The organism is Herbiconiux sp. 11R-BC (genome assembly GCF_049472555.1).
Lineage (GTDB): Bacteria > Actinomycetota > Actinomycetes > Actinomycetales > Microbacteriaceae > Herbiconiux.
The window spans coordinates 1-19,084 of record NZ_JBCEBO010000003.1; the positions used below are offsets into that span (position 1 = coordinate 1).

The 19,084-nt window shown below is 70.7% G+C and carries 16 protein-coding genes, 1 other RNA gene and 1 pseudogene; 9 read left to right on the forward strand and 9 right to left on the reverse strand.

Annotated features, from left to right (window positions below; genetic code table 11):
• Positions 1 to 101: 101 nt before the first annotated feature.
• From VD659_RS08505 to VD659_RS08515, 3 genes are all read right to left on the reverse strand, one after another.
• Positions 102 to 1,349 carry a sugar ABC transporter substrate-binding protein gene (locus tag VD659_RS08505; protein ID WP_423260701.1) on the reverse strand — a complete coding sequence of 416 codons (1,248 nt, stop codon included), beginning with the start codon at positions 1,347 to 1,349 and terminating at the stop codon, positions 102 to 104.
• A gap of 169 nt (positions 1,350 to 1,518) precedes the next feature.
• Positions 1,519 to 2,889 carry an NtaA/DmoA family FMN-dependent monooxygenase gene (locus VD659_RS08510; protein ID WP_423260702.1) on the reverse strand — a complete coding sequence of 457 codons (1,371 nt, stop codon included), beginning with the start codon at positions 2,887 to 2,889 and terminating at the stop codon, positions 1,519 to 1,521.
• On the reverse strand, positions 2,882 to 4,195 hold the full coding sequence (locus tag VD659_RS08515; protein ID WP_423260703.1) for an amidohydrolase family protein: 1,314 nt from the start codon (positions 4,193 to 4,195) through the stop codon (positions 2,882 to 2,884). Before VD659_RS08515 ends, VD659_RS08510 begins: the two co-directional genes overlap by 8 nt.
• A gap of 147 nt (positions 4,196 to 4,342) precedes the next feature.
• Here VD659_RS08515 and VD659_RS08520 point away from each other — a divergent pair, with 147 nt between their 5' ends.
• The 4 genes and pseudogenes from VD659_RS08520 (at position 4,343) to VD659_RS08535 (ending at position 7,915) form a co-directional block, all read left to right on the forward strand.
• Positions 4,343 to 5,260 (forward strand): PhzF family phenazine biosynthesis protein, encoded by a 918-nt coding sequence (locus VD659_RS08520; protein ID WP_423260704.1) that lies wholly within the window; start codon positions 4,343 to 4,345, stop codon positions 5,258 to 5,260.
• Positions 5,261 to 5,340: 80 nt separating this feature from the next.
• A pseudogene (locus VD659_RS08525) lies at positions 5,341 to 5,961 on the forward strand (nucleoside hydrolase); the annotation flags it as partial.
• Positions 5,962 to 6,390: 429 nt separating this feature from the next.
• Positions 6,391 to 7,731 (forward strand): ferredoxin reductase family protein, encoded by a 1,341-nt coding sequence (locus VD659_RS08530; RefSeq protein ID WP_423261085.1) that lies wholly within the window; start codon positions 6,391 to 6,393, stop codon positions 7,729 to 7,731.
• Between the two features lies 1 nt (position 7,732).
• Positions 7,733 to 7,915 (forward strand): hypothetical protein, encoded by a 183-nt coding sequence (locus VD659_RS08535; RefSeq protein ID WP_423260705.1) that lies wholly within the window; start codon positions 7,733 to 7,735, stop codon positions 7,913 to 7,915.
• 65 nt (positions 7,916 to 7,980) lie between these two features.
• Here the strand turns inward: VD659_RS08535 and VD659_RS08540 are convergent, their stop codons facing one another.
• Complete coding sequence (locus tag VD659_RS08540) at positions 7,981 to 8,382, reverse strand: cupin domain-containing protein (RefSeq protein ID WP_423260706.1); 402 nt, start codon at positions 8,380 to 8,382, stop codon at positions 7,981 to 7,983.
• A 162-nt stretch (positions 8,383 to 8,544) separates the two neighbouring features.
• On the opposite strand from VD659_RS08540, the gene VD659_RS08545 reads away from it, so the two are divergent.
• From VD659_RS08545 to VD659_RS08555, 3 genes are all read left to right on the forward strand, one after another.
• Complete coding sequence (locus VD659_RS08545) at positions 8,545 to 9,396, forward strand: SDR family NAD(P)-dependent oxidoreductase (RefSeq protein ID WP_423260707.1); 852 nt, start codon at positions 8,545 to 8,547, stop codon at positions 9,394 to 9,396.
• A gap of 74 nt (positions 9,397 to 9,470) precedes the next feature.
• Entirely contained in the window at positions 9,471 to 10,307 is an 837-nt protein-coding gene (locus VD659_RS08550; protein WP_423260708.1) for a Nif3-like dinuclear metal center hexameric protein, read from the forward strand.
• A 51-nt stretch (positions 10,308 to 10,358) separates the two neighbouring features.
• A complete protein-coding gene (locus VD659_RS08555) occupies positions 10,359 to 11,093 on the forward strand; it encodes a zinc ribbon domain-containing protein (protein WP_423260709.1) in 735 nt (244 codons plus the stop codon).
• Between the two features lie 312 nt (positions 11,094 to 11,405).
• On the opposite strand, the gene rnpB is transcribed toward VD659_RS08555, so the two are convergent.
• The 4 genes from rnpB to panB all read right to left on the reverse strand — a co-directional run bounded on the left by rnpB (position 11,406) and on the right by panB (position 13,695).
• An RNA gene (gene rnpB, locus VD659_RS08560) (RNase P RNA component class A) lies at positions 11,406 to 11,785 on the reverse strand.
• A 73-nt stretch (positions 11,786 to 11,858) separates the two neighbouring features.
• Positions 11,859 to 12,638 (reverse strand): polyphosphate--glucose phosphotransferase, encoded by a 780-nt coding sequence (gene ppgK / locus VD659_RS08565; RefSeq protein WP_423260710.1) that lies wholly within the window; start codon positions 12,636 to 12,638, stop codon positions 11,859 to 11,861.
• Complete coding sequence (locus VD659_RS08570) at positions 12,635 to 12,820, reverse strand: SPOR domain-containing protein (protein WP_137838473.1); 186 nt, start codon at positions 12,818 to 12,820, stop codon at positions 12,635 to 12,637. The genes ppgK and VD659_RS08570 overlap by 4 nt, the downstream gene beginning before the upstream one ends.
• Positions 12,821 to 12,861: 41 nt before the next feature.
• Positions 12,862 to 13,695, reverse strand: a complete 834-nt coding sequence (gene panB / locus VD659_RS08575; RefSeq protein WP_137838474.1) for a 3-methyl-2-oxobutanoate hydroxymethyltransferase — start codon at positions 13,693 to 13,695, stop codon at positions 12,862 to 12,864.
• Positions 13,696 to 13,794: 99 nt separating this feature from the next.
• Between panB and VD659_RS08580 the strand changes: the two genes are divergently transcribed.
• A complete protein-coding gene (locus tag VD659_RS08580) occupies positions 13,795 to 15,723 on the forward strand; it encodes an alpha/beta hydrolase (RefSeq protein WP_423260712.1) in 1,929 nt (642 codons plus the stop codon).
• Between the two features lie 220 nt (positions 15,724 to 15,943).
• Here the strand turns inward: VD659_RS08580 and VD659_RS08585 are convergent, their stop codons facing one another.
• Positions 15,944 to 17,674, reverse strand: a complete 1,731-nt coding sequence (locus VD659_RS08585) for an NAD+ synthase (protein ID WP_423260713.1) — start codon at positions 17,672 to 17,674, stop codon at positions 15,944 to 15,946.
• 56 nt (positions 17,675 to 17,730) lie between these two features.
• Here VD659_RS08585 and VD659_RS08590 point away from each other — a divergent pair, with 56 nt between their 5' ends.
• Positions 17,731 to 19,068, forward strand: a complete 1,338-nt coding sequence (locus VD659_RS08590; protein WP_137838487.1) for a glutamine synthetase family protein — start codon at positions 17,731 to 17,733, stop codon at positions 19,066 to 19,068.
• The last annotated feature ends 16 nt before the right edge of the window (positions 19,069 to 19,084 follow it).

Consider the following 19,084-nt stretch of genomic DNA (forward strand, 5'->3'; position numbering starts at 1 on the left):
AGCGGGAACACGAAGCAGAGTGCGAAGAACACGATCGCCGGAACGAGCAGCCCCCACKGMKCGSGASGGCTCCGGCCGGCGCGGCCCGATGGTCGGTGAGGTCACTTGCCGGCGACGGCGTCGCTCAGCGCCTGCTGGGCGCTCACCCCGTTGACCGTGGCGTTCTGGATGGCCGTCACGTACTGCTGCTGGAGCGTGTTCCAGTCGGTGCCGAGCGTCGCGGTGTTCACCGCCGTGGGGACGGCGTCGACGAACGGCTTCGCACCGGGAACCTTCTCGACGAAGCTCGCCTGAGCGCTCGTGAGCGCGGGGATGTAGCCACCCTGCACCGCCGTCTCGAGCTGGTTCGCCTCCGAGGCGCGGCAGCTCACGAGCGCCGCCGCGGCCTGGGCCTTGTTCTGGTCGGACTGCGCGGCGACCCCGTAGGCGTAGCCGAGCAGGCCCACCTTCGGGTCTCCGCCGGCCTTCAGGGTGGGGAACGGTGCGATTCCGTAGTCGAAGGAGGTGTCGGTCACCAGCTGCCACGGACCGGTGACGGTGATCGCCGCCTTGCCGCCCGTCCACTGGTCGGTGGCGTCCCAGCCCCAGTTCACGAACTCCTTCGAGAGGCTGCCGTCGTCGGCGAGGGTCTTGTAGAGGTCGACCGCGGCCACGGCCCCAGCGCTGGTGGGGTCGGCGGGGTCGCCGCCGGCGCTCAGCAGGAACGGCAAGAAGTACACCGGTGCCGCCCCGTCGGTGGCGTTGCCCGCGAAGGCGACGCCGTACTGGTCGGCGGTCGTGAGCTTCTTGGCATCGGCCACGAGCTCGTCGAAGGTGGTGGGGGCAGCGGTGATCCCGGCCGCGGCGAACGCCGCCTTGTTGTAGAACAGCGCATAGTCCTCGACCTGAACCGGGAGGCCGTACAGCGTGTCCTTGTACTGGCCGAGGGCGGCGACGCTGTCCTCGAGGCCGTCGGTGGTCACGCCGAGGGAGCCGAGGTCGCTCAGCACGCCCTGCGAGGCGAGCAGCGGCAGCTGGACGTCGGTGCTGAGCAGCGCGATGTCGGGCAGCGACTTGGAGCTCGCGGCCTGCAGCAGCTTCGAGGTGTAGTCGCCGGTGATGGTCTGGTTGTCGACCTCGATGTTCAGCTTCGTGGCGCAGTCGGCGAAGTACTTCTCCTGGAGGCTCTGGTAGGGGTCGTAGTCGATGTTGTTCCAGACCGTCAGCTTGACGCCGCCGAAATCGGTCGTGGAGCCGGTCGTCGCGGCCGGTGTGCTCGTGCCCGACGAGCAGCCGACGAGCGCGAGAGTGCCGGCGACGGCGACGACGGAGAGGGCACGGGGGAGTGCGTGCTTCGGCGAGAGTGCCATGGGGGTGGGGTCCTTTCACGGGCGAGCGCGGGCTCGCCACCGGCGGTGCGGTTCGGGTGTGCTGTGACGCAGGTGATGCTGAAGCACATTCTGATCACCCCCGGGCGTCGCCGCCATCGGGAGGTAAACCGGACGACACACTCCGAAAGAATGCGTAACAAAAGGGCGTTCAGGGGCGCCGGACGGCCGCCGCGGGGTGGTCGGCCGGGAGGTGGTCGGCGCCGTCGGCGCGCAGCCGGGAACGCAGGGTTCCGGATGCGGGGAAGCGGCCGAAGAGGCCGCGCTCCCGGAGACCGGGCGCGAGCAGCGTCGTGAAGTCGTCGAGCGAACCGGGTGAGAGGAACTGGTGCAGCAGGAACCCGTCGACCCCCGACTCCTCCACGAAGCCTTCGATCTCGCCCGCGACCTCCTCGGGGGTGCCGATGAAGCGGTCGTCGGCGAAGGCCGTGACCTTGCTGAAGCGGCGGCGCACGTCGCCGGCGAGCAACGGCGGGGTGTCCGAGCGCGCAGCGGCGATCTGCGTGTGGTTCGTCTCCTGCTTCACGAGCGGCTCGTCGTCGCGGTACTTCGTGAAGTCGATGCCACTCCAGCCGGCGTAGGCCGCGAGCTGCGCCTCGGCGGAGTAGTACGACTGGTAGTCGTCGATCTTCTCCTGCACCGCGATGCGCGTCGGCGCGATCACGGGATTGAGCCCGACGACGGCACGGATCTCCGCGGGGTCGCGGCCCAGGTCGGCAGCCCGTCGCCGGATGTCGTCGAGACCCTCGCGGATCTTCACCGGGTCGGACTCGCCCACGAAGATGAGCTCGGCGTGGCGTGCCGCGAACTCTCGCCCGCGCGACGACCAGCCGGCCTGGATCAACAGCGGGGTCCGCTGCGGCGACGGCACGCTGAGGTGGGGGCCGGCCACCCGGAACTGGGTGCCCTGGTAGTCGATCTCGTGCACCTTCGAGGCGTCAGCGAAGCGGCGCTCCGCCTTGCTGCCGAGGTAGGCGCCGTTCTCCCAGCTGGCCTCCCAGAGCCGGTACACCACGTCGAGGAACTCGTCGGCCCGGTCGTAGCGGGTGTCGTGCGCGATGACGTCGAGCCCGAAGTTGCGGGCGGCGCCCGGAAGGTAGGAGGTGACGACGTTCCAGGCGAGACGGCCCGCGGTGAGGTGGTCGAGCGTGCTGAACCGGCGCGCATGGGCGAAGGGGTGCTCGTAGGTCGTCGACACGGTCGCCCCGAAGGCGATGCGCTCGGTCACCGCGGCCAGCGCGGGGATGTGCAGCAGCGGGTCGTGCGCCGGGATCTCGAGTCCCCACTCCAGCGCCGTGGCCGCCGAACCGCCATAGGTGTCGTAGAGCCCCAGCACGTCTCCGAAGAAGAACAGGTCGAGACCGCCCTCCTCGGCGCGCCGGCCGAGGTCGAGCCAGTAGCGGAGACCGGTGGAGGTGAGGCGTTCGTCGGCCGGGTGCGTCCACAGACTCACGGCCGAGGAGCCGTTGCCGACGCAGGCCTGCTCGTAGAGGCCCCAGAGAAGCGGGCGAGGCTCAGACATGGATGCGTTCCTTTCCGTCGCCGACCGGGTCGAGCCAGAGAGGCCGGCCGTCGACGAATGTGGCTGTGGTGCTGACGAGGCCGCCGGACTCGGTGAGCTCGGCCAGCGCATCCGCCGGTTCGCTGCTCGCGGTGTCGAACACGGCGAAGTCGGCACGCGCTCCCGGCGCGAGAGCACCCGCCGGGCGCGCGCCCTCGTGCAGTCCGAGCGCGCGGGCGCCGCCGAGGGTGGCCGCCTCGAGCAGTCGTTCCGCGAGGTCAGCTCCGTGGTAGCCCTGCCGCCGTGCCAGGCGGTGGAGCTCCGCGACATCGGCGAGCACGTCGAGCGACGGCGAGGAGGAGCGTGAGTCCGTGCCGACGGCGATGGCGTTTCCCTCGTCGAGGTAGGCGCGCACGGGCGGCGGTTCGAGGCCGATGACGGCGTTCGATCGTGGGCAGAGGGCCACGGAGACCCCCCTCGTGCGCAGTCGCGCACGATCGTCGGCGTCGACGTAGATGCCGTGGGCGAGGTGGGTCGTCGGATCGAGGGCGCCGAGGGAGTCGAGGTAGGCGATGCTGCCGAGCCCGGTGCCGCCGCCGGCGAGCAGCTGCAGGTCGTGGTGGCCGTAGCGGCGCCACTGCTCGGCGAGGGTGCCCGTGCCGCTGCGTGTGAACTCGTCCTCGGAGGCGGCCTCGGCCGCGTGGATGTGCTGCCGGAGCCCGTGCTCGGCGGCGAAGGCCACGAGGTCGCGGAGCACGTCGGTGTCGAGGGAGTACACGGCGTGCGGAGAGATGCCCGACACCGGGGGAGCCGGGATGCGCGCCAGCTGCCGGGTGAGTGCGTTCCGGCCGTCGTCATCCCAGCGGGCGATCTTCCAGTTGAAGACCTCCCAGAAGGCGATGCCGTGCAGCCCTGCGTCGTGCAGCGCGGTCGCGGCCTCACGGTCGGTGGCGATGTCGGCCACGGCCGTGGTTCCCGTGCGGATGGCCTCCTGGGCGCCGTCCGCCGCGGAGCGGCGCCAGTCGTGCGGCTGCACGTAGGCCGCCTGGAAAGCGCGCGACCAGTCCTCGAAGCCGCCGTAGCTTCCGAGGCCGACGGCGGCCATGTCGGTGTACTGCAGGTGCGTGTGGGCGTTCACGAGCCCCGGGGTCAGCGTGCCCAACCACTCCACCGGATGCACGGGGCCGCGCTCGCGCAGCTGCCGGAGCACGGCGTCGTACGCCCCGACGGCCACCACGGTGCCGTCGAGAACGGCGACGCCGCCGTCGCGGATCGCCGGTGCGCCGACCGGGAGGACCACCGGCGAGCGGTGCAGCGTGAGAGGCACGGTGAGGAGTGTAGGACGCGGGTGCCCTTCGCGGCCACCCGCGATGAAACATTCCGGAACCTGCGCCGCGGGTCGGCCCCCGCTGGTTAGTGTCGAGGCGACGGTGCCGCGCACGAGCTGTGCCCGCCGGGAAGGATGGATGCGCAGATGGGTTCCGAAGTCCCGTTCCACGTCGTCGACGTCTTCGCCGCTTCGCCTCTGACGGGCAACCCGCTCGCTCTCGTGCCCGAGGCGGACGCCCTGTCGCCGGCCACGCTGGCGGCCATCGCCCGGGAGTTCAACCAATCGGAGACCACCTTCCTGCTGCGGCCCACCGGGAAGACCGCGACCTGGCGGCTGCGATCGTTCACGCCGGCCGGTGTGGAGGTGTTCGGCGCCGGCCACAACGCGATGGGCGCATGGCTGTGGCTGGCCCGGGCCGGCGTGCTGCCGTCCGGGGAGACGCGATTCGTGCAGGAGATCGGAGACGACCTGCTCGGCGTGGAGCTGACGTGGGACGCGGAGGGCGCTCCGATCGTGACGATGGAGCAGTCGCCTCCGCTGTTCGGCGCCGAGATCGATGCCGGCCGATCCGCGGAACTCGCCCGCGCGCTCGGTCTCGGCCCAGGATCCCTCGTCTCGGCCGACGCCGCACAGGTGGTGTCGACCGGTGCGCCGCACCTGCTCGTGCCGGTGGTCGACCGCGACGCGGTCGACGCAGCGCGCCCCGACAGCGCCGCGCTGCTCGAGGTGCTGCGTTCGGTCGACGCCGAAGGCTGCTACGTGTACACGGAGTCTCCCGCGGCTGGCTCCGCGCCGGATGCGGGTGCAGCCGGGACGGTCGCCTACGCGCGGTTCTTCAACCCCACCGCCGGGATTCCCGAAGACCCGGCCACCGGCACCGCCGCCGGACCGCTCGTGGCGCGGCTCGTCGTGGCCGGACGGGTTCCGGCCGGCGCCGTGGCGATCGTGGAGCAGGGCGCCGCCCTCGGCCGGCCGAGCCTGCTCCGCGTGGTCGTCGAGGGCGACCGGGTGCGGCTGAGCGGCTCCGGCCTCGTGGTGGCCGACGGCGTGCTCCACCTCTGACGGCCTTCGCGCCGGGTGCGGTCGATCCGCGCGACGGCTCCGATCCCGCCTGCCCCACCGAACCGGAGAAGGACCCCACGATGACCCACCCGCCCGCTGGCGCATCCGTTCGCGCTGAAACGCTCCATGTCGTGCTCGACACCGACACGGGCATCGACGACGCTCTCGCTCTGCTGTATCTCGCGGGCCGCGCCGACGTGGAGCTGTCGGCGATCACGAGCGTCTACGGCAACACCCCGGTGGAGTCGGCGCTCACCAACATCGCCCGTGTGCTCAAGGTSGCSGGWCTCGARGACACCCTSGTGGCMSSSGGSGCSGCCGGGCCSRTCSWGGGSGAGGCSSRCATCGCCTNCGCNCGTGCACGGSCGNYGACGGCCTCGGMGACCTGTGGTCGGAGCCGATCRCSCCCAAGAACYTCTCSCCGCTGMSYKCYGCMGARCTSCTSGTSGAGCTCGGSCGCTCSCGCCCCGGCYACTACGACCTYCTSCCGRTSGGYCCGCTSACSAAYSTNGGCNCTCGCGCTCGAGATCGAGCCGGAGCTGCTCACCCTCTACCGCTCGGTCGTGATCATGGGCGGCTCGGGCCCGTTCCCGCCGCTCGGCACGGTGCWSATGGKCGAYGCGAACATCCAGAACGACSCSGWGGCGGCSGCRCGKGTGTTCGCYGCGCCGCGCAACCGSCTGGTCATGGTGGGCGTSAACGYSACNGNCSSRSACSATCGTCGACGAGCAGGCCGTGCAGGCGCTGCASCGYGCSGGMACCGAGTGGGGCACSTTCTCGGCKCAGGTGCTCGAGGCCTACATGGACTTCTACCAGYWCRCCTGGGGGCGCCGCGTSTCGYCGGCMCACGACGGACTCGCSGCCGCKYTGCTCGTGCAGCCGGAGTGGATCACGAAGCAGGTSGARGGMCCSGTGAACRTCACSRSCGAYSRCTWCKCSRTCCGCGCCCACCTCGTGCGCACSGCSGAGGGSCTSCCGGTGAGCTGGCCCACCACCGACGCGCCCGACACGGTGGTGGTGCTCGACGTCGACCGCGAGGCGTTCCTGGCCGAYTTCRTSCGSGTGCTCTCSGGSCGCTGASSNCGGGGCCGAGGCTAGAATCGACGCGGAGAGGGGCGGGGTTGGGGAGTGTGCGCAGGCTGGTGCGGCGGCGCAGCCGCGCGGCCTGGGCCATCTGGGTCGCCCTGTACACGCTGCTCGTCGTGCTGCCGCTGCCGCTCGGCCTGATCAGCATGGATCCCGGCCGCGGATTCTGGATCAACCTCTCCGTCGCCTTCGGCTTCGTGGGCCTGGCGATGTTCGGCCTGCAGTTCGTGATGGCGGCGCGCTCGATGGTGGTGGCGCATCCGGTGGGCATGGACCTCGTGCTCGGCTTCCACCGGCAGATGGCCTACCTCGCCACCGGGCTCGTGTTCGCGCATCCGATCATCCTGTTCCTCGTCGACTCCCAGTTCCTCGGCCTGCTCGACGTGTTCACCTCGCCGCTGCGGGCCAAGTTCGCCGTGGCGTCCTGGGTGCTGCTGCTCGCGGTGATCGTGCTGTCGGTCTTCCGGCAGCGGTTGCGGATGAGCTACGAGACCTGGCAGGCGACCCATGCGGTGCTCGCCCTCCTCGTGGTGGTGACCGCGCTCGCCCACGTGCTGCTCGTGGGCTACTACGTGCGGCAGTGGTGGGAGCAGTTGCTCTGGATCGTGCTGAGCGCGGCCTTCGTCGGCCTCGGCGTCTGGGTGCGTCTGCTCAAGCCCGCCCTCCGCAAGCGGCGGCCGTGGGTGGTGGAGTCGATCGATCAGGATGTCGACGCGGTCACCACGATCTCCCTCCGGCCTCGCGACCCGGCTTCCCGGCTGACGCGGCCGTTCCACTTCGATCCGGGCCAGTTCGCCTGGCTCCAGGCGCGGCGCTCGCCCTTCGCGCTGACGTACCATCCCTTTTCCATCTCGTCGAGCGCCGAGCATCCCGAATCGATCCGGTTCTCGATCAAGCAGCACGAGCGGTTCAGCCGCGACATCGCCGATCTCGTCCCCGGCGAGACGATGTACCTCGACGGCCCGTTCGGCGCCTTCGTGCTGCCGGAGACGGGCCCGGTCGTCTTCATCGGGGCGGGCGTGGGCGTGACGCCGCTGCTCAGCATGCTCGAGACACTCGCCGATCGCGGCGACCGGCGAAGCTGCGAGCTCTGGCTCGGCAACCGCAGCGAGACCACGATCGCGTGCCTGGCGCAGATCGAGCACCTCGAGCGGCGCCTCGACCTCACCGTGGTGCACGTGCTGTCACGGGCCTCGGATGCCTGGACGGGCGCCCGAGGGCGGGTGGACGCCGATTTCGTGGCCGTCCGGCTCCCGGGGGTCGCGCCCGGGTCGTCGTTCTGCATCTGCGGCCCCGACGCGATGATGGACGCGGTCGAGGCGGCGCTCGCCACCGGCGGCGTTCCACGCGACGTCGTGCACTCCGAGCGCTTCGGGATGGTCTGAGATGTGGCGGGAGAGGGCGGCCGGCCGGGCGGCGCTGATCGTGGGGGTGGTGGTCGTGGCGGCCTGTGTCGGCTGGGCCGTTCTGGCGCAGACCGTCGTGCCCCCGGCCTGCGACGCCGCGACCGCCGTGCCGGGCGGTGGTTCGGTGACCTGCGCGCTCACGACGCTGAGCCCCGCCCCCTGAGCCCCACCCCCTGAGCCCCGCTGCCTGAGCGGAGCCGACGCGGACGCCGCCGGGCCGGGCCGGAGTCAGCGGCCGGCGAGGTCCTCGTCGCTCACGTGCTCGGCCCAGACGGCACTCTGCGACGGATCGTCGGCCGACTCCATCATGATGATGTGTTCCATGAAGCCCTCGCCCCCGGCGGCGTGCCAGTGCTCCTGGCCCGGTGGGGTGTAGAGCGTCTCGCCGGGCCGCACCTCGAGGATGTTGCCCTCGCGGTCGCCGAAGCGCGCGACGCCCGCGGTGACCCGCAGATACTGGCCACGGGCGTGCGAGTGCCACGCCGTGCGGGCCCCCGGGGCGAACCGCACGGTGGCGACCGTCATCCGCTGGTCGTCGGTGTGCGGTGCGGCGATGACGTCGAGCCAGACGTCGCCGGCGAACTGCTCGGGCGGGTTCTTGACGGTGGGCTTGCGCGGTTCGATCTGCATGTGGTTCCTCGCTTCGGTGGTGATGACTCCCACGGTAAGCCGCACGTCTGCGCGACGAGAGGCCCTCGCGCTACCTGTCACGCAGGTACCCCCTGGTTGCCCGTGAGGCTGCGAAGGCGTTCTTCTGTGCCCGTGGACGGCGCCCCGTGCGATGCTGGGGAGATGAGCGCACAACGGGTGGTCGTCATCACGGGCGCGAGCTCCGGCATCGGTGCGGTCGCCGCCGCGCACTTCGCCGAACGAGGGGATGCGGTGGCCGTGGTCGGGCGCAACCGCGAGCGCACCCGGGAGGTCGCCGAGCGCATCGGCGGCCGCCCCTTCGTGGCCGACTTCGCCCGCTTCGCCGAGGTGCGCACCCTCGCGGCCGAGCTCCTCGGTGCCTACGACCGCATCGACGTGCTGCTCAACAACGCCGGGGGACTGGTCTCGACCCGCACCGTCACTCCCGACGGACACTCCGCCACGCTGCAGAACAACTACCTCTCGCCCTACCTCCTGACCCGGATGCTCCTGCCGCGACTCGAGCAGGCCGCCGCCGCCGAGGGCGACGCGCGGGTGGTGTCGACCTCCAGTGTCGCGAACCGCTTCGGCCACATCGACCTCGCCGACCTCGACGGCGCCGGTCGGCCGTGGCGAGGCGGATGGCGGGCGTACGGATCCGCGAAGCTCGCCGTCGTGCTCTTCACCCGCGAGCTGGCCCGCCGCACCGCGGAGGCCGGGGCCGGCATCGAGGCGTACTCCGTGCATCCGGGGGCCGTCGTGACCCGCTTCGGATCTGGTTCGCCCCTCATCCGCTTCGGCACCGCCGTGTCGCGCGGGCGCTGGGGGGTCACGCCCGAGGTCGGCGCGGCGCCGCTCATCGCGCTCGCCTCCCCGGTGCCCGTGCCGGCCGCGAGCGGCGCGTACTTCGACCGGCTGCGCCCGAACGGCCCGGTCGCGAAGCAAGCCTCCGACATCGCCCTCCAGGGCGCGCTCTGGGAGACGACGGCCCGGTTGGTCGGGCTCGAGCCCTGACCTCGACCGGAGCGGGCGCGCGCTCGTCGACCGCCTGCTCGGGCCCCAGCCGGGCGGCGAAGTAGTCTGGAGCCGTGCCCACAACACTCACCGAGTTCAACGCGGCGGTCGAACGGCTCTGGCCCACCGCCTTCGCCGAGGCCTGGGATGCCCCGGGTCTTCTGAGCGGCGCCCCCGACGACGAGGTCTCGCGCGTGCTGCTGGCGGTCGACGCCGTGTCCGCCACCGTCGACCAAGCGGTCGGCACGGGGGCCGACGTGCTGCTCGTGCACCACCCGCTGCTGCTGCGCGGAGTGACCTCGGTGGCGGAAACCACGTACAAGGGGGTGCTGCTCGCGAAGCTCATCCGCTCCCGCTGCGCCCTGATCGCCTCGCACACCAACGCCGACATCGTCGACGACGGCACCTCCTCGGTGCTCGCCGGCCGGCTCGGTCTGCTCGAGCAGCAGCCGATCGAAGCCGGCGTCCGGCCCGGTACGGGAATCGGGCGCGTCGGGCGGCTCGCCGAGCCGACCACGCTCGGCCGGCTCGCGCTCGAGCTCGGCGAGATCCTGCCGGCGACGGGTACGGGCGTGCGGGTCTCGGGGGAGTTCGAGCAGCCCGTCTCGACGGTCGCCCTCTGCGGCGGGGCCGGTGATTCGCTGCTCGCGCATCCGCTGGTGCGGGGAGCAGACGTCTACATCACCTCCGACCTGCGCCACCACCCGGCCTCCGAGTCGCGCGAGCAGAGCCTGCTCGGCACGGGCGCCGGCGGTGTCGCCGGTCCGGCGCTCGTCGACGTGTCACACTGGGCGAGCGAGTGGCTCTGGCTCGAGACCGCGGCCGCGCAGCTCGCCGAGGCCCTGCCCGAGGTGGAGTTCGTGGTGAGCGACCTCCGCACCGACCCGTGGGATTTCGTCATCACGCAATGACCGGCGCCGGACGACCACCCCTCTTCCCGACGAACAACGAAGGAACCACAGATGAAGGCTCCGGCCCTCGAACAACGCAAGCTCCTCGACCTGCAGGCCGCCGACAACCGGGTGTCGCAGCTGCTGCACTCGCTGCGCACGCTTCCCCAGGAGGCCCGGCTCGCTGAACTGCAGCGCGACTCCATCGCCGCACGCCAGGAGGCCGGCGGGGTGAACGGCGAACTCGAAGACGCCAAGGCCGAGATCGCGCGGGTCGAGGCCGACGTGCAGACCGTCGCCGCCCGCGAGAAGCGCGACCGGGAACGGCTGCAGGCCAGCTCGTCGTCGAAGGACATCCAGGGTCTCGAGCACGAGCTCGCCTCGCTCGCCGTGCGCCGCTCGAACCTCGAGGACATCGAGCTCACCGTGATGGAGCGCATGGAGGAGATCGAGCTGCGACTCGCCGCCATCACCGCGCGCCGCGACGACATCGCGACCGAGGAGCGCCTGCTCGTGGCCCAGCGCGACGAGCAGAAGGCCCGCATCGAGGCGCAACTCGAGGTCGCACGCTCCGAGCGCTCGGCGATCGCCGGTGGCATCGGCGCCGAGCTGCTCGCCCTCTACGAGCGGCAGCGCGAGCGTTACGGCATCGGCGCCGCACTGCTGCAGCGGGGCATCTCGATGGGCAGCAACGTGGCCATCACGGGCAGCGACCTCGCCGCCATCCGCGCCGCCGCCGACGACGACGTCGTCCTCGACCCCGAAAGCAACTGCATCCTGATCCGCACCGAAGAATCCGGCCTCTAACCCGCCCCCGCCCCACCCACCGCGCTCCCACCCAAGCGCACGGCGTCCATACCCGACGCCGTCGAGAACCAACGCGCTCCCACCCGACCCGACGGCATCCAGACCCGACGGCATCGATAACCAACGCAACAGGCCCTTCTCGACGACCCAAGGTGAGCGCGCGGCCGCGCCAGCGACCGCACGCTCACATGTCGCGGAGCGCCGGGCAGGGACCGGCGCGACCCGTGGACGCCGCGCGAAGCACGGCGCCCACGGCAGAAGACCCGCCGGCGCGACCCTCGGACGCCGCGCGTAGCACGGCGCCCGAGGCAGATGAACAGGCCGGCGATACGCCGGGTTCTGTAGGGGAGCGAGCTCCCTGACGGCCATCTATCTAGGAGTTGCGTTGCCGCAACCCTCAAGCGGTCTACCCGGATGCTGAGCGAGCAGCGTTAGCGCATCCTGTCTGACCTTGCTCCGGGCGAGGTTTACCGAGCCGACTGCGTCACCGCAGCCTCTGGTGGTCTCTTACACCACCGTTTCACCCTTACCTCGGGCCGAAGCCCGTGGCGGTCTACTTTCTGTGGCACTGTCTCGCGGGTTGCCCCGGGTGGGTGTTACCCACCGCCCTGCTCTGTGGAGCCCGGACGTTCCTCGGCACCGCACCCGTGCACGAAGCACGAGCGCGGCGACGCGACCGTCTGCCGGCCTGTTCACCGTCCATCAGCCTACGGCACAGATGTCCCCGTGGCACGGATGCCGCGGGCCGGTCGGCGGGTGTGCCGGCTACTCGAGGAACGTCGTCTTCATGGTCGACAGGCAGGCCGCACCGAGGATGCCGGCGTTGTTGCGCAGCTCGGCCGGGATGATCGGCGTGTCGAGCGACAGCAGCGGGAGGAACTCCTCGTAGCTCTTCGACACGCCGCCGCCCACGAGGAACAGGTCGGGGGAGAAGAGCCTCTCGAGCGTCGTGTAGTACTTCTGCAGGCGCTCGGCCCACTTCTTCCAGCTGAGGGCTTCGCGCTCCTTCGCCGAGTAGGCCGCCTTCGTCTCGTAGTCGACGCCGTCGATCTCGAGGTGGCCGAGCTCGGCGTTCGGGATGAGCACGCCGTTGTAGATGAGGGCGCTGCCGATGCCGGTGCCGAGCGTCGTGACGATGATGAGTCCGCCCTTGCCCTTCGCGGCTCCGTAACGCACCTCGCCGAAGCCCGCCGCGTCGGCGTCGTTCACGAAGGTGATGTCCCGCGAGAGCGTCTTCTCGAAGAGCTTCTCGGCCTCGAAGCCGATCCACTTCTTCGACACGTTCGCCGCCGACATGGTCACGCCGTGGCGCACGACCGCGGGGAAGCAGATGCCGACGGAGGCGTGCGCCGGGATCTCGCCGAGCGCGTCGACCAGCTCGGCCACCGTCGCCGCGATGTCGTCGGGCTTGCCGCCCTCGGGCGTGGGCAGCTTCTTGCGCTCGGTGAGCAGCTCACCCGTGGTGACGTTCACGATGGCACCCTTGATGCCGGTGCCGCCGATGTCGATGCCGACCGCGACCTCGTCGGGTGTGTTCTCCGTCATCGCTCGGCCGCGTCGTCTTCGGCCCACTTCGCGCTGTTCGCGCGCAGGGTCTCGAGAGCGTGCTCGGCCTCCTCGTGGGTCTCGAACGGCCCGACCCGGTCGACCACCGACGACTCGTAGCCTTTCTCGACCGCCCCGGTCTTGATGTTGTACCAGTACTGCTTCGAGGGGTCTTCGCTCATGATTCCTCCGTCGTCTCCATGCTTGATCGTCGCGGGTGCTGCTAGTCGTAGCTGTGTTCTGGGCCAGGGTACCGGTGCTCGGCGACATCCTCGCGGAAGCTCGTCACCGCATCCGTCAGCACACCGCGCAGGTCGGCGTACTGCTTCACGAACTTGGGGATGCGCCCGGTCGAGAACCCGGCGAAATCGGTCCACACGAGCAACTGCCCGTCGACGTGGGGGCCCGCGCCGACACCGATGGTCGGGATGCGCAGGGCCGCCGTGACCTTCTTCGCCGCCTCGGCGGGCACCATCTCGAGCACCACCGAGAACGCCCCGGCCTCCTCGACCGCGAGGGCGTCGGCGAGCAGCTGGGCCTCGCCCTCCCCGCGGCCCTGGATGATGTGTCCGCCGAGACCGTGCTCGCTCTGCGGGGTGAAGCCGATGTGCGCCATCACCGGGATGCCGGCATCCACGATGCGGCGGATCTTGTCGGCACTGCGCACCCCGCCTTCCAGCTTCACGGCGTGCGACCCGGTCTCCTTCATGAACCGCACCGCGGTGTGCAGCGCCTCCTCGGCGCTGTTCTCGTAGGAGCCGAACGGCATGTCGGCCACCACGAAGGCGCGCGACACCGACCCGGCCACCGCACGGGCGAGGGGGATGAGCTCGTCGACGGTGACGGGCAGCGTGGTGTCGTAGCCGTAGACGTTGTTGCCCGCGGAATCGCCGACGAGCAGGAAGTCGATGCCCGCCTCGTCGAAGATCTGCGCCGAGAGCTGGTCGTAGCTCGTGAGGCCCGTGATGACGATCCCGTTGTCCTTCGCGTTCTGGAAGTGACGGGTGCGCACGCGCTTGGAGACGGGCTTCTCGGGCGTCGATGACTGCTCTGGCATGTCGCCAGTCTAGTTCGGCTGCTTTGAGCGGCCGATGCGTTAGGTTGATGGGCACGTAACCCGAATGCGTGGATCCTGACCCGGAATCGAAAGGGAGACGTGGGCCGTCGAATTGTTGCGCAGCTGGTGCTGGGAGCGGCCCTGGCAGCGCTGCTGGTCTCCGCTCATCCCGTTTCGGCGAGCGCCTCCACCGTGGCCGAGGCGGACTGCCCCGCCGGTCTGCCCGCCACGGCGCACTGCGGCACCCTCACGGCCCCGGAGAACCGCGACAACCCCTCGACCCGGGCCATCGAGATGCCGTACGTCGTCATTCCCGCGTCGACGCAGCCGGCCACCGGAACGCCGATCGTCACCATGGCCGGGGGCCCGGGGCAGACGTCCACCGCGGTGGCGCTCGCTCTCGCGGCCGACCCGCGCATCGGGGGCGCCCGTGACGTGGTGGTGCTCGCCCAGCGCGGCAGCACCGAGTCGAGCGCGTCGCTGGACTGCCCGGCGGCGACGTCGAAGTACGTCGACACCTTCACGAAGTCGGATTCGCCGGCCACCGAGATGACCGAGGTCACGCTCGCCATGAAGGACTGCATGACGGCGTTCCAGAAGGCGGGGGGCGACCCGACGGCCTACACGAAAGCCAGCACCGCCTCCGATCTGATCGAGCTGCGGCAGCTGCTGAACTACCCCACCTGGACGCTCTACGGCGACTCCTGGTCGACCAAGGTGATGCAGCTGGCCGCCGTGCGCGATCAGGCCGGGGTCGACGCCGTGGTGCTCGACTCCTTCTCGCCCATCGATCGCGACCTCAAGGGCGACGCCTACCTCGCCCTCTCGGATGCCCTCACGAACCTCTCGGCCCGGTCGAACGGCGCCTACCCCGATCTGAACGCCGATCTCGTGACCGCGGAGGGCTTGTTCAGCGACAAGCCGGTGCACGGCCTGCTCACCAACCCCGTCAGCGGCCAGCAGCGCTACTACTCGCTGACCGGATCCGATCTCGTCACCATCGTGCAGCAGGTGCTCTACGACCCCGACACGGCCGAGGCGGTGCCCTACCTGCTCTCGCGCCTGGCGGCGGGGGAGAAGGATGCGATCGACCCGTTCATCCCGGAGGCCCTCGCGCATCTGACCACCATCAACCTCGGGCAGTACTGGCTCGAGTCCTGCCGCGACGAGCAGCCGTTCTGGTCGGCCGACCCGACCGAGCCCCTGCCCGAGGGCGCGCCGGCCGACACCACGCCGAAACCGCTGCCGGTGATCACCTATCTGACCGCCGCCGACAAGATCTGTGCCGGCCTCGGCCTCCCCGCGTCGGGCATCGAGACCCGCTCCGCGGTGGCGGTCGGGCAGCCGACGCTCATCTTCGCGAGCGACACCGATCCGCTCGTCTCGGTGGCCGCGGCCCAGTCGGGGCAGGCGGCCTTCCCGAACAACCAGCTCGTGGTCGTGCAGTCGAACGGCCGCGCCGGCGCCACGAACGACGTCTGCGCGATGGATCAGCTGGCCACCTGGCTCGCCTCGCCGGGGGCGGCGGTGACGACCAGCTGCACCGACGGCGTGGCCGCGCATCCGGCCATCCCCGCCTCGGAGGTGCACAAGAGCACCCGCATCGCCTCGGTGGTGACCGCGGTGGAGCAACGCAGCCTCTTCGAGCTCACCGTGCCGCTCATCTTCGCCGGGTTCGCCGCCCTCTGGCTGCTGGGCTGGCTGATCGCGGTGCTCGTGCAGGCGCTCCGCCGCGAGCCGATCGTGCTGCTGCTCTTCACCGGCATCGCACCGCTCACGGGCGTGGCGTTCCTCGGCGCGCTCTGGGTGGTGCTGACCGCGCAACTCGCAGCTTTCCCCGCCTTCGACCTGGTCGGAGTGCCCACCACCGCGCCCTGGCTCGGCATCCTTCTCGGCATCGGCTTCCTCGCCATCATCCCGGTCTGGCGCCTCCCCGGCCGCGCCACGGCCGCCCTCGCCGCGGCGGCCACCCTGGTCTGGCTCGCGATGGGCGCCTGGTTCGTCTGGATCGTAGTGCTCCCCAGCTAGTTGTGCTCACAAGGCCGGCACCGCCAGTGCTTCGCACGTGAATGAAGCCAGCGGGCCGCGCCCGACGACCCAAGGTGAGCGCTCGGCCGCGACAGCGACCGAACGCTCACATGTCGCCCGCGCCGGGCGGGGACCGGCGCGGCAATGAGCGCCCGACCTGCCGAAGGCCGGCCGAGCGCGGAGAAGTGCGCTGCGGGACCCTCGGCAGGTGCCCAGTCGCCTAGAGGTGCGGTCGGTACGTGATCGGCAGCCGGCGGTCGCGGCCGAAGGCCGTGCGGGAGATCTTGGGGCCGATGGCGCTCTGGCGGCGCTTCCATTCGGCGCGGTCGACGAGCTGGGTGATGCGCTGCACCTCGGCCCGGTCGAAACCGAGCGCGGTGATCTCGGCGATGCTCTGGCCGCCGTCAATGTACGCCTCGAGGATCGCGTCGAGCACGTCGTACTCCGGCAGCGAGTCCTGGTCGGTCTGATCGGGGCGCAGCTCCGCCGACGGCGGCTTCGAGATCGAGTTCTCCGGGATCGGCGCCACGAGACCCTGCGCGAGCGCGTGCTCGTTGCGCCAGCGCGCGAGCTCCCAGACGAGCAGCTTCGGCACGTCCTTGAGCGGGGCGAAACCGCCCACCGAGTCGCCGTAGATCGTCGAGTACCCCACCGCCAGCTCGCTCTTGTTGCCGGTGGTGAGCACGAGGTGCCCCTCCTGGTTCGACAGCCCCATCAGGATGACGCCCCGCGCCCGCGCCTGCAGGTTCTCGGCGGCGATGTCGGTGAGGCCGAGCTGGGTCTCGAACGGGAGGACGAGGGCGGCGATCGGCTCGGTGCGGAAGTTCAGCCCGATGCGCTCGGCCAGGTCGTCGGCGTCCGAGCGCGAATGGTCGGAGGAGTAGCGCGAGGGCATCGACACGCCGAACACGCGCGACGGGCCGATGGCGTCGGCCGCGATGGCCGCGCACACCGCCGAGTCGATGCCTCCGGAGAGGCCCAGCACGACCGAGCGGAACCCGTTCTTCTCCACGTAGTCGCGCAGCGCGAGCACGAGGGCGTTCCAGATCTGCTCCCGGTCGTCTGGCAGCTCGGCCACATCGGCCGCGAGAGCGGGCTTGGGCACCTCGGCCGGGGCGAGCTCGACGCGGCGGATGTCGTCGGTGAGCGGAGCATCCGTCGCCCCCTCCGGCTCGAGGTCGACCATCAGCAGGTGCTCGACGAACTGCGGTGCGCGGGCCAGGATGGCGCCGTCGCGGCCCACCACCACACTGTCGCCGTCGAAGACCAGGTCGTCCTGCCCGCCCACGAGGTTCACGTACGCCACGATCGTGTCCGTCTCCACCGCCCGGCGCGTCACCAGCGGCAGGCGCACCTCGTCTTTGTCGCGCTCGTAGGGCGAGCCGTTGATCACCACGAGCAGCCCCGCGTCGGCGTGCAGCACCCGCCCCACCGGTCCACCGTCGCGCCAGAGGTCCTCGCAGATGATGAGCGCCACGTCGACGCCCTTCAGGCGCAGGATGAGCAGTTCGTCGCCCGGGATGAAGATGCGGTACTCGTCGAACACCGAGTAGTTCGGCAGGTGGTGCTTGGCGTAGCGCGCCACCACCTCGCCGTTCTGCAGCACGCTCGCCGCATTCTGGGCGATGGCCGTGGGCGCGTTGCTCGTGCCGAGCAGCCGCGGCTCGAACGGGCCGTCGGGGTGGCCGACGATCACCGGCACGTGGCCGAGGCCGGCCTCCGCGAGCTCGCGGGCGAGCATCCCGACCCGCTCGTGAGCGGCGGCGAGGAAGCTCGGGCGCAGCGCCAGGTCTTCGATCGGGTAGCCGGAGACCACCATCTCGCCGAAGGCCACGAGGTCGGCGCCCCGTTCCACCGCCTCGCGCACGGTCGCGACGACGGAGCGCGCGTTGCCCTCGAGGTCTCCCAGAACGGGGTTGGTTTGGGCCAACGCTAAGCGAAGTCTCGGCATAGCCACTAGCCTAATAGGGGCATGAACCAGTGCCGGAGAGAGGGTTTGTTCCGCCGATGGATAAGCAAAGGGACTTCGTTCTTCGCACAATCGAAGAGCGGGGCATCAAGTTCGTGCGGCTGTGGTTCACAGACGTCGTGGGCACCCTGAAATCCGTCGCGATCGCTCCGGCCGAGGTGGAGGGCGCCTTCGCCGAGGGCCTCGGCTTCGACGGCTCGGCCATCGAGGGCCTCACCCGTTCCTTCGAGGCCGACGTGCTGGCGCACCCCGACCCCACCACCTTCCAGATCCTGCCGTGGCGGGGCGAGATCGACCCGACCGCCCGCATGTTCTGCGACATCACCACGCCCGACGGGCAGCCCGCCGTGGCCGACCCGCGCAACGTGCTGAAGCGCACCCTCGCGAAGGCGGCCGACCGCGGCTTCACCTTCTACACGCACCCCGAGATCGAGTTCTACCTGCTGAAGTCGTCGAAGTACGGCCCCGAGGGCCCCGAGCCGGTCGACTCGGCCGGCTACTTCGACAACGTGCCCGGTGGCACCGCGCACGACTTCCGCCGTCGTTCGGTGCGGATGCTCGAAGACCTCGGCATCTCGGTGGAGTTCAGCCACCACGAGGCGGGTCCCGGCCAGAACGAGATCGACCTGCGGTACGCGGATGCGCTCACCACGGCCGACAACATCATGACCTTCCGCACGGTCATCAAAGAGGTGGCCATCGAGCAGGGCGTCTACGCCACGTTCATGCCCAAGCCGCTCTCGGGCCACCCGGGTTCGGGCATGCACACGCACCTCTCGCTCTTCGAGGGCGACGCCAACGCCTTCTACGAGGCCGGCGCCGAGTACCAGCTGTCGAAGATCGGCCGCAACTTCATCGCAGGCCTGCTCAAGCACGCGCCCGAGATCACGGCGGTCACGAACCAGTTCGTGAACTCCTACAAGCGCCTCTGGGGCGGCGACGAAGCCCCGAGCTTCGTCTGCTGGGGCCACAACAACCGCTCCGCGCTCGTGCGCGTGCCGCTCTACAAGCCCAACAAGGGCCAGTCGTCGCGCATCGAGTACCGGGCCATCGACTCGGCGGCCAACCCGTACCTCTCCTACTCGCTGCTGCTGGCGGCGGGCCTCAAGGGCATCGAGGAGAACTACGAGCTGCCGCCCGAGGCGGAGGACAACGTGTGGAGCCTCACCGACGCGGAGCGCAAGGCGCTCGGCTACGACGCCCTGCCGGCCTCGCTCGACCGCGCCATCAGCCTGATGGAGGAGTCCGAGCTCGTGGCCGAGACGCTCGGCGAGCAGGTGTTCAACTACGTGCTGCTCAACAAGCGGCAGGAGTGGAAGGCCTACCGCGCGCAGGTCACCCCGTACGAGCTGCAGTCGAACCTCGAGATCCTCTGAGTTGATGGCGTCGGCC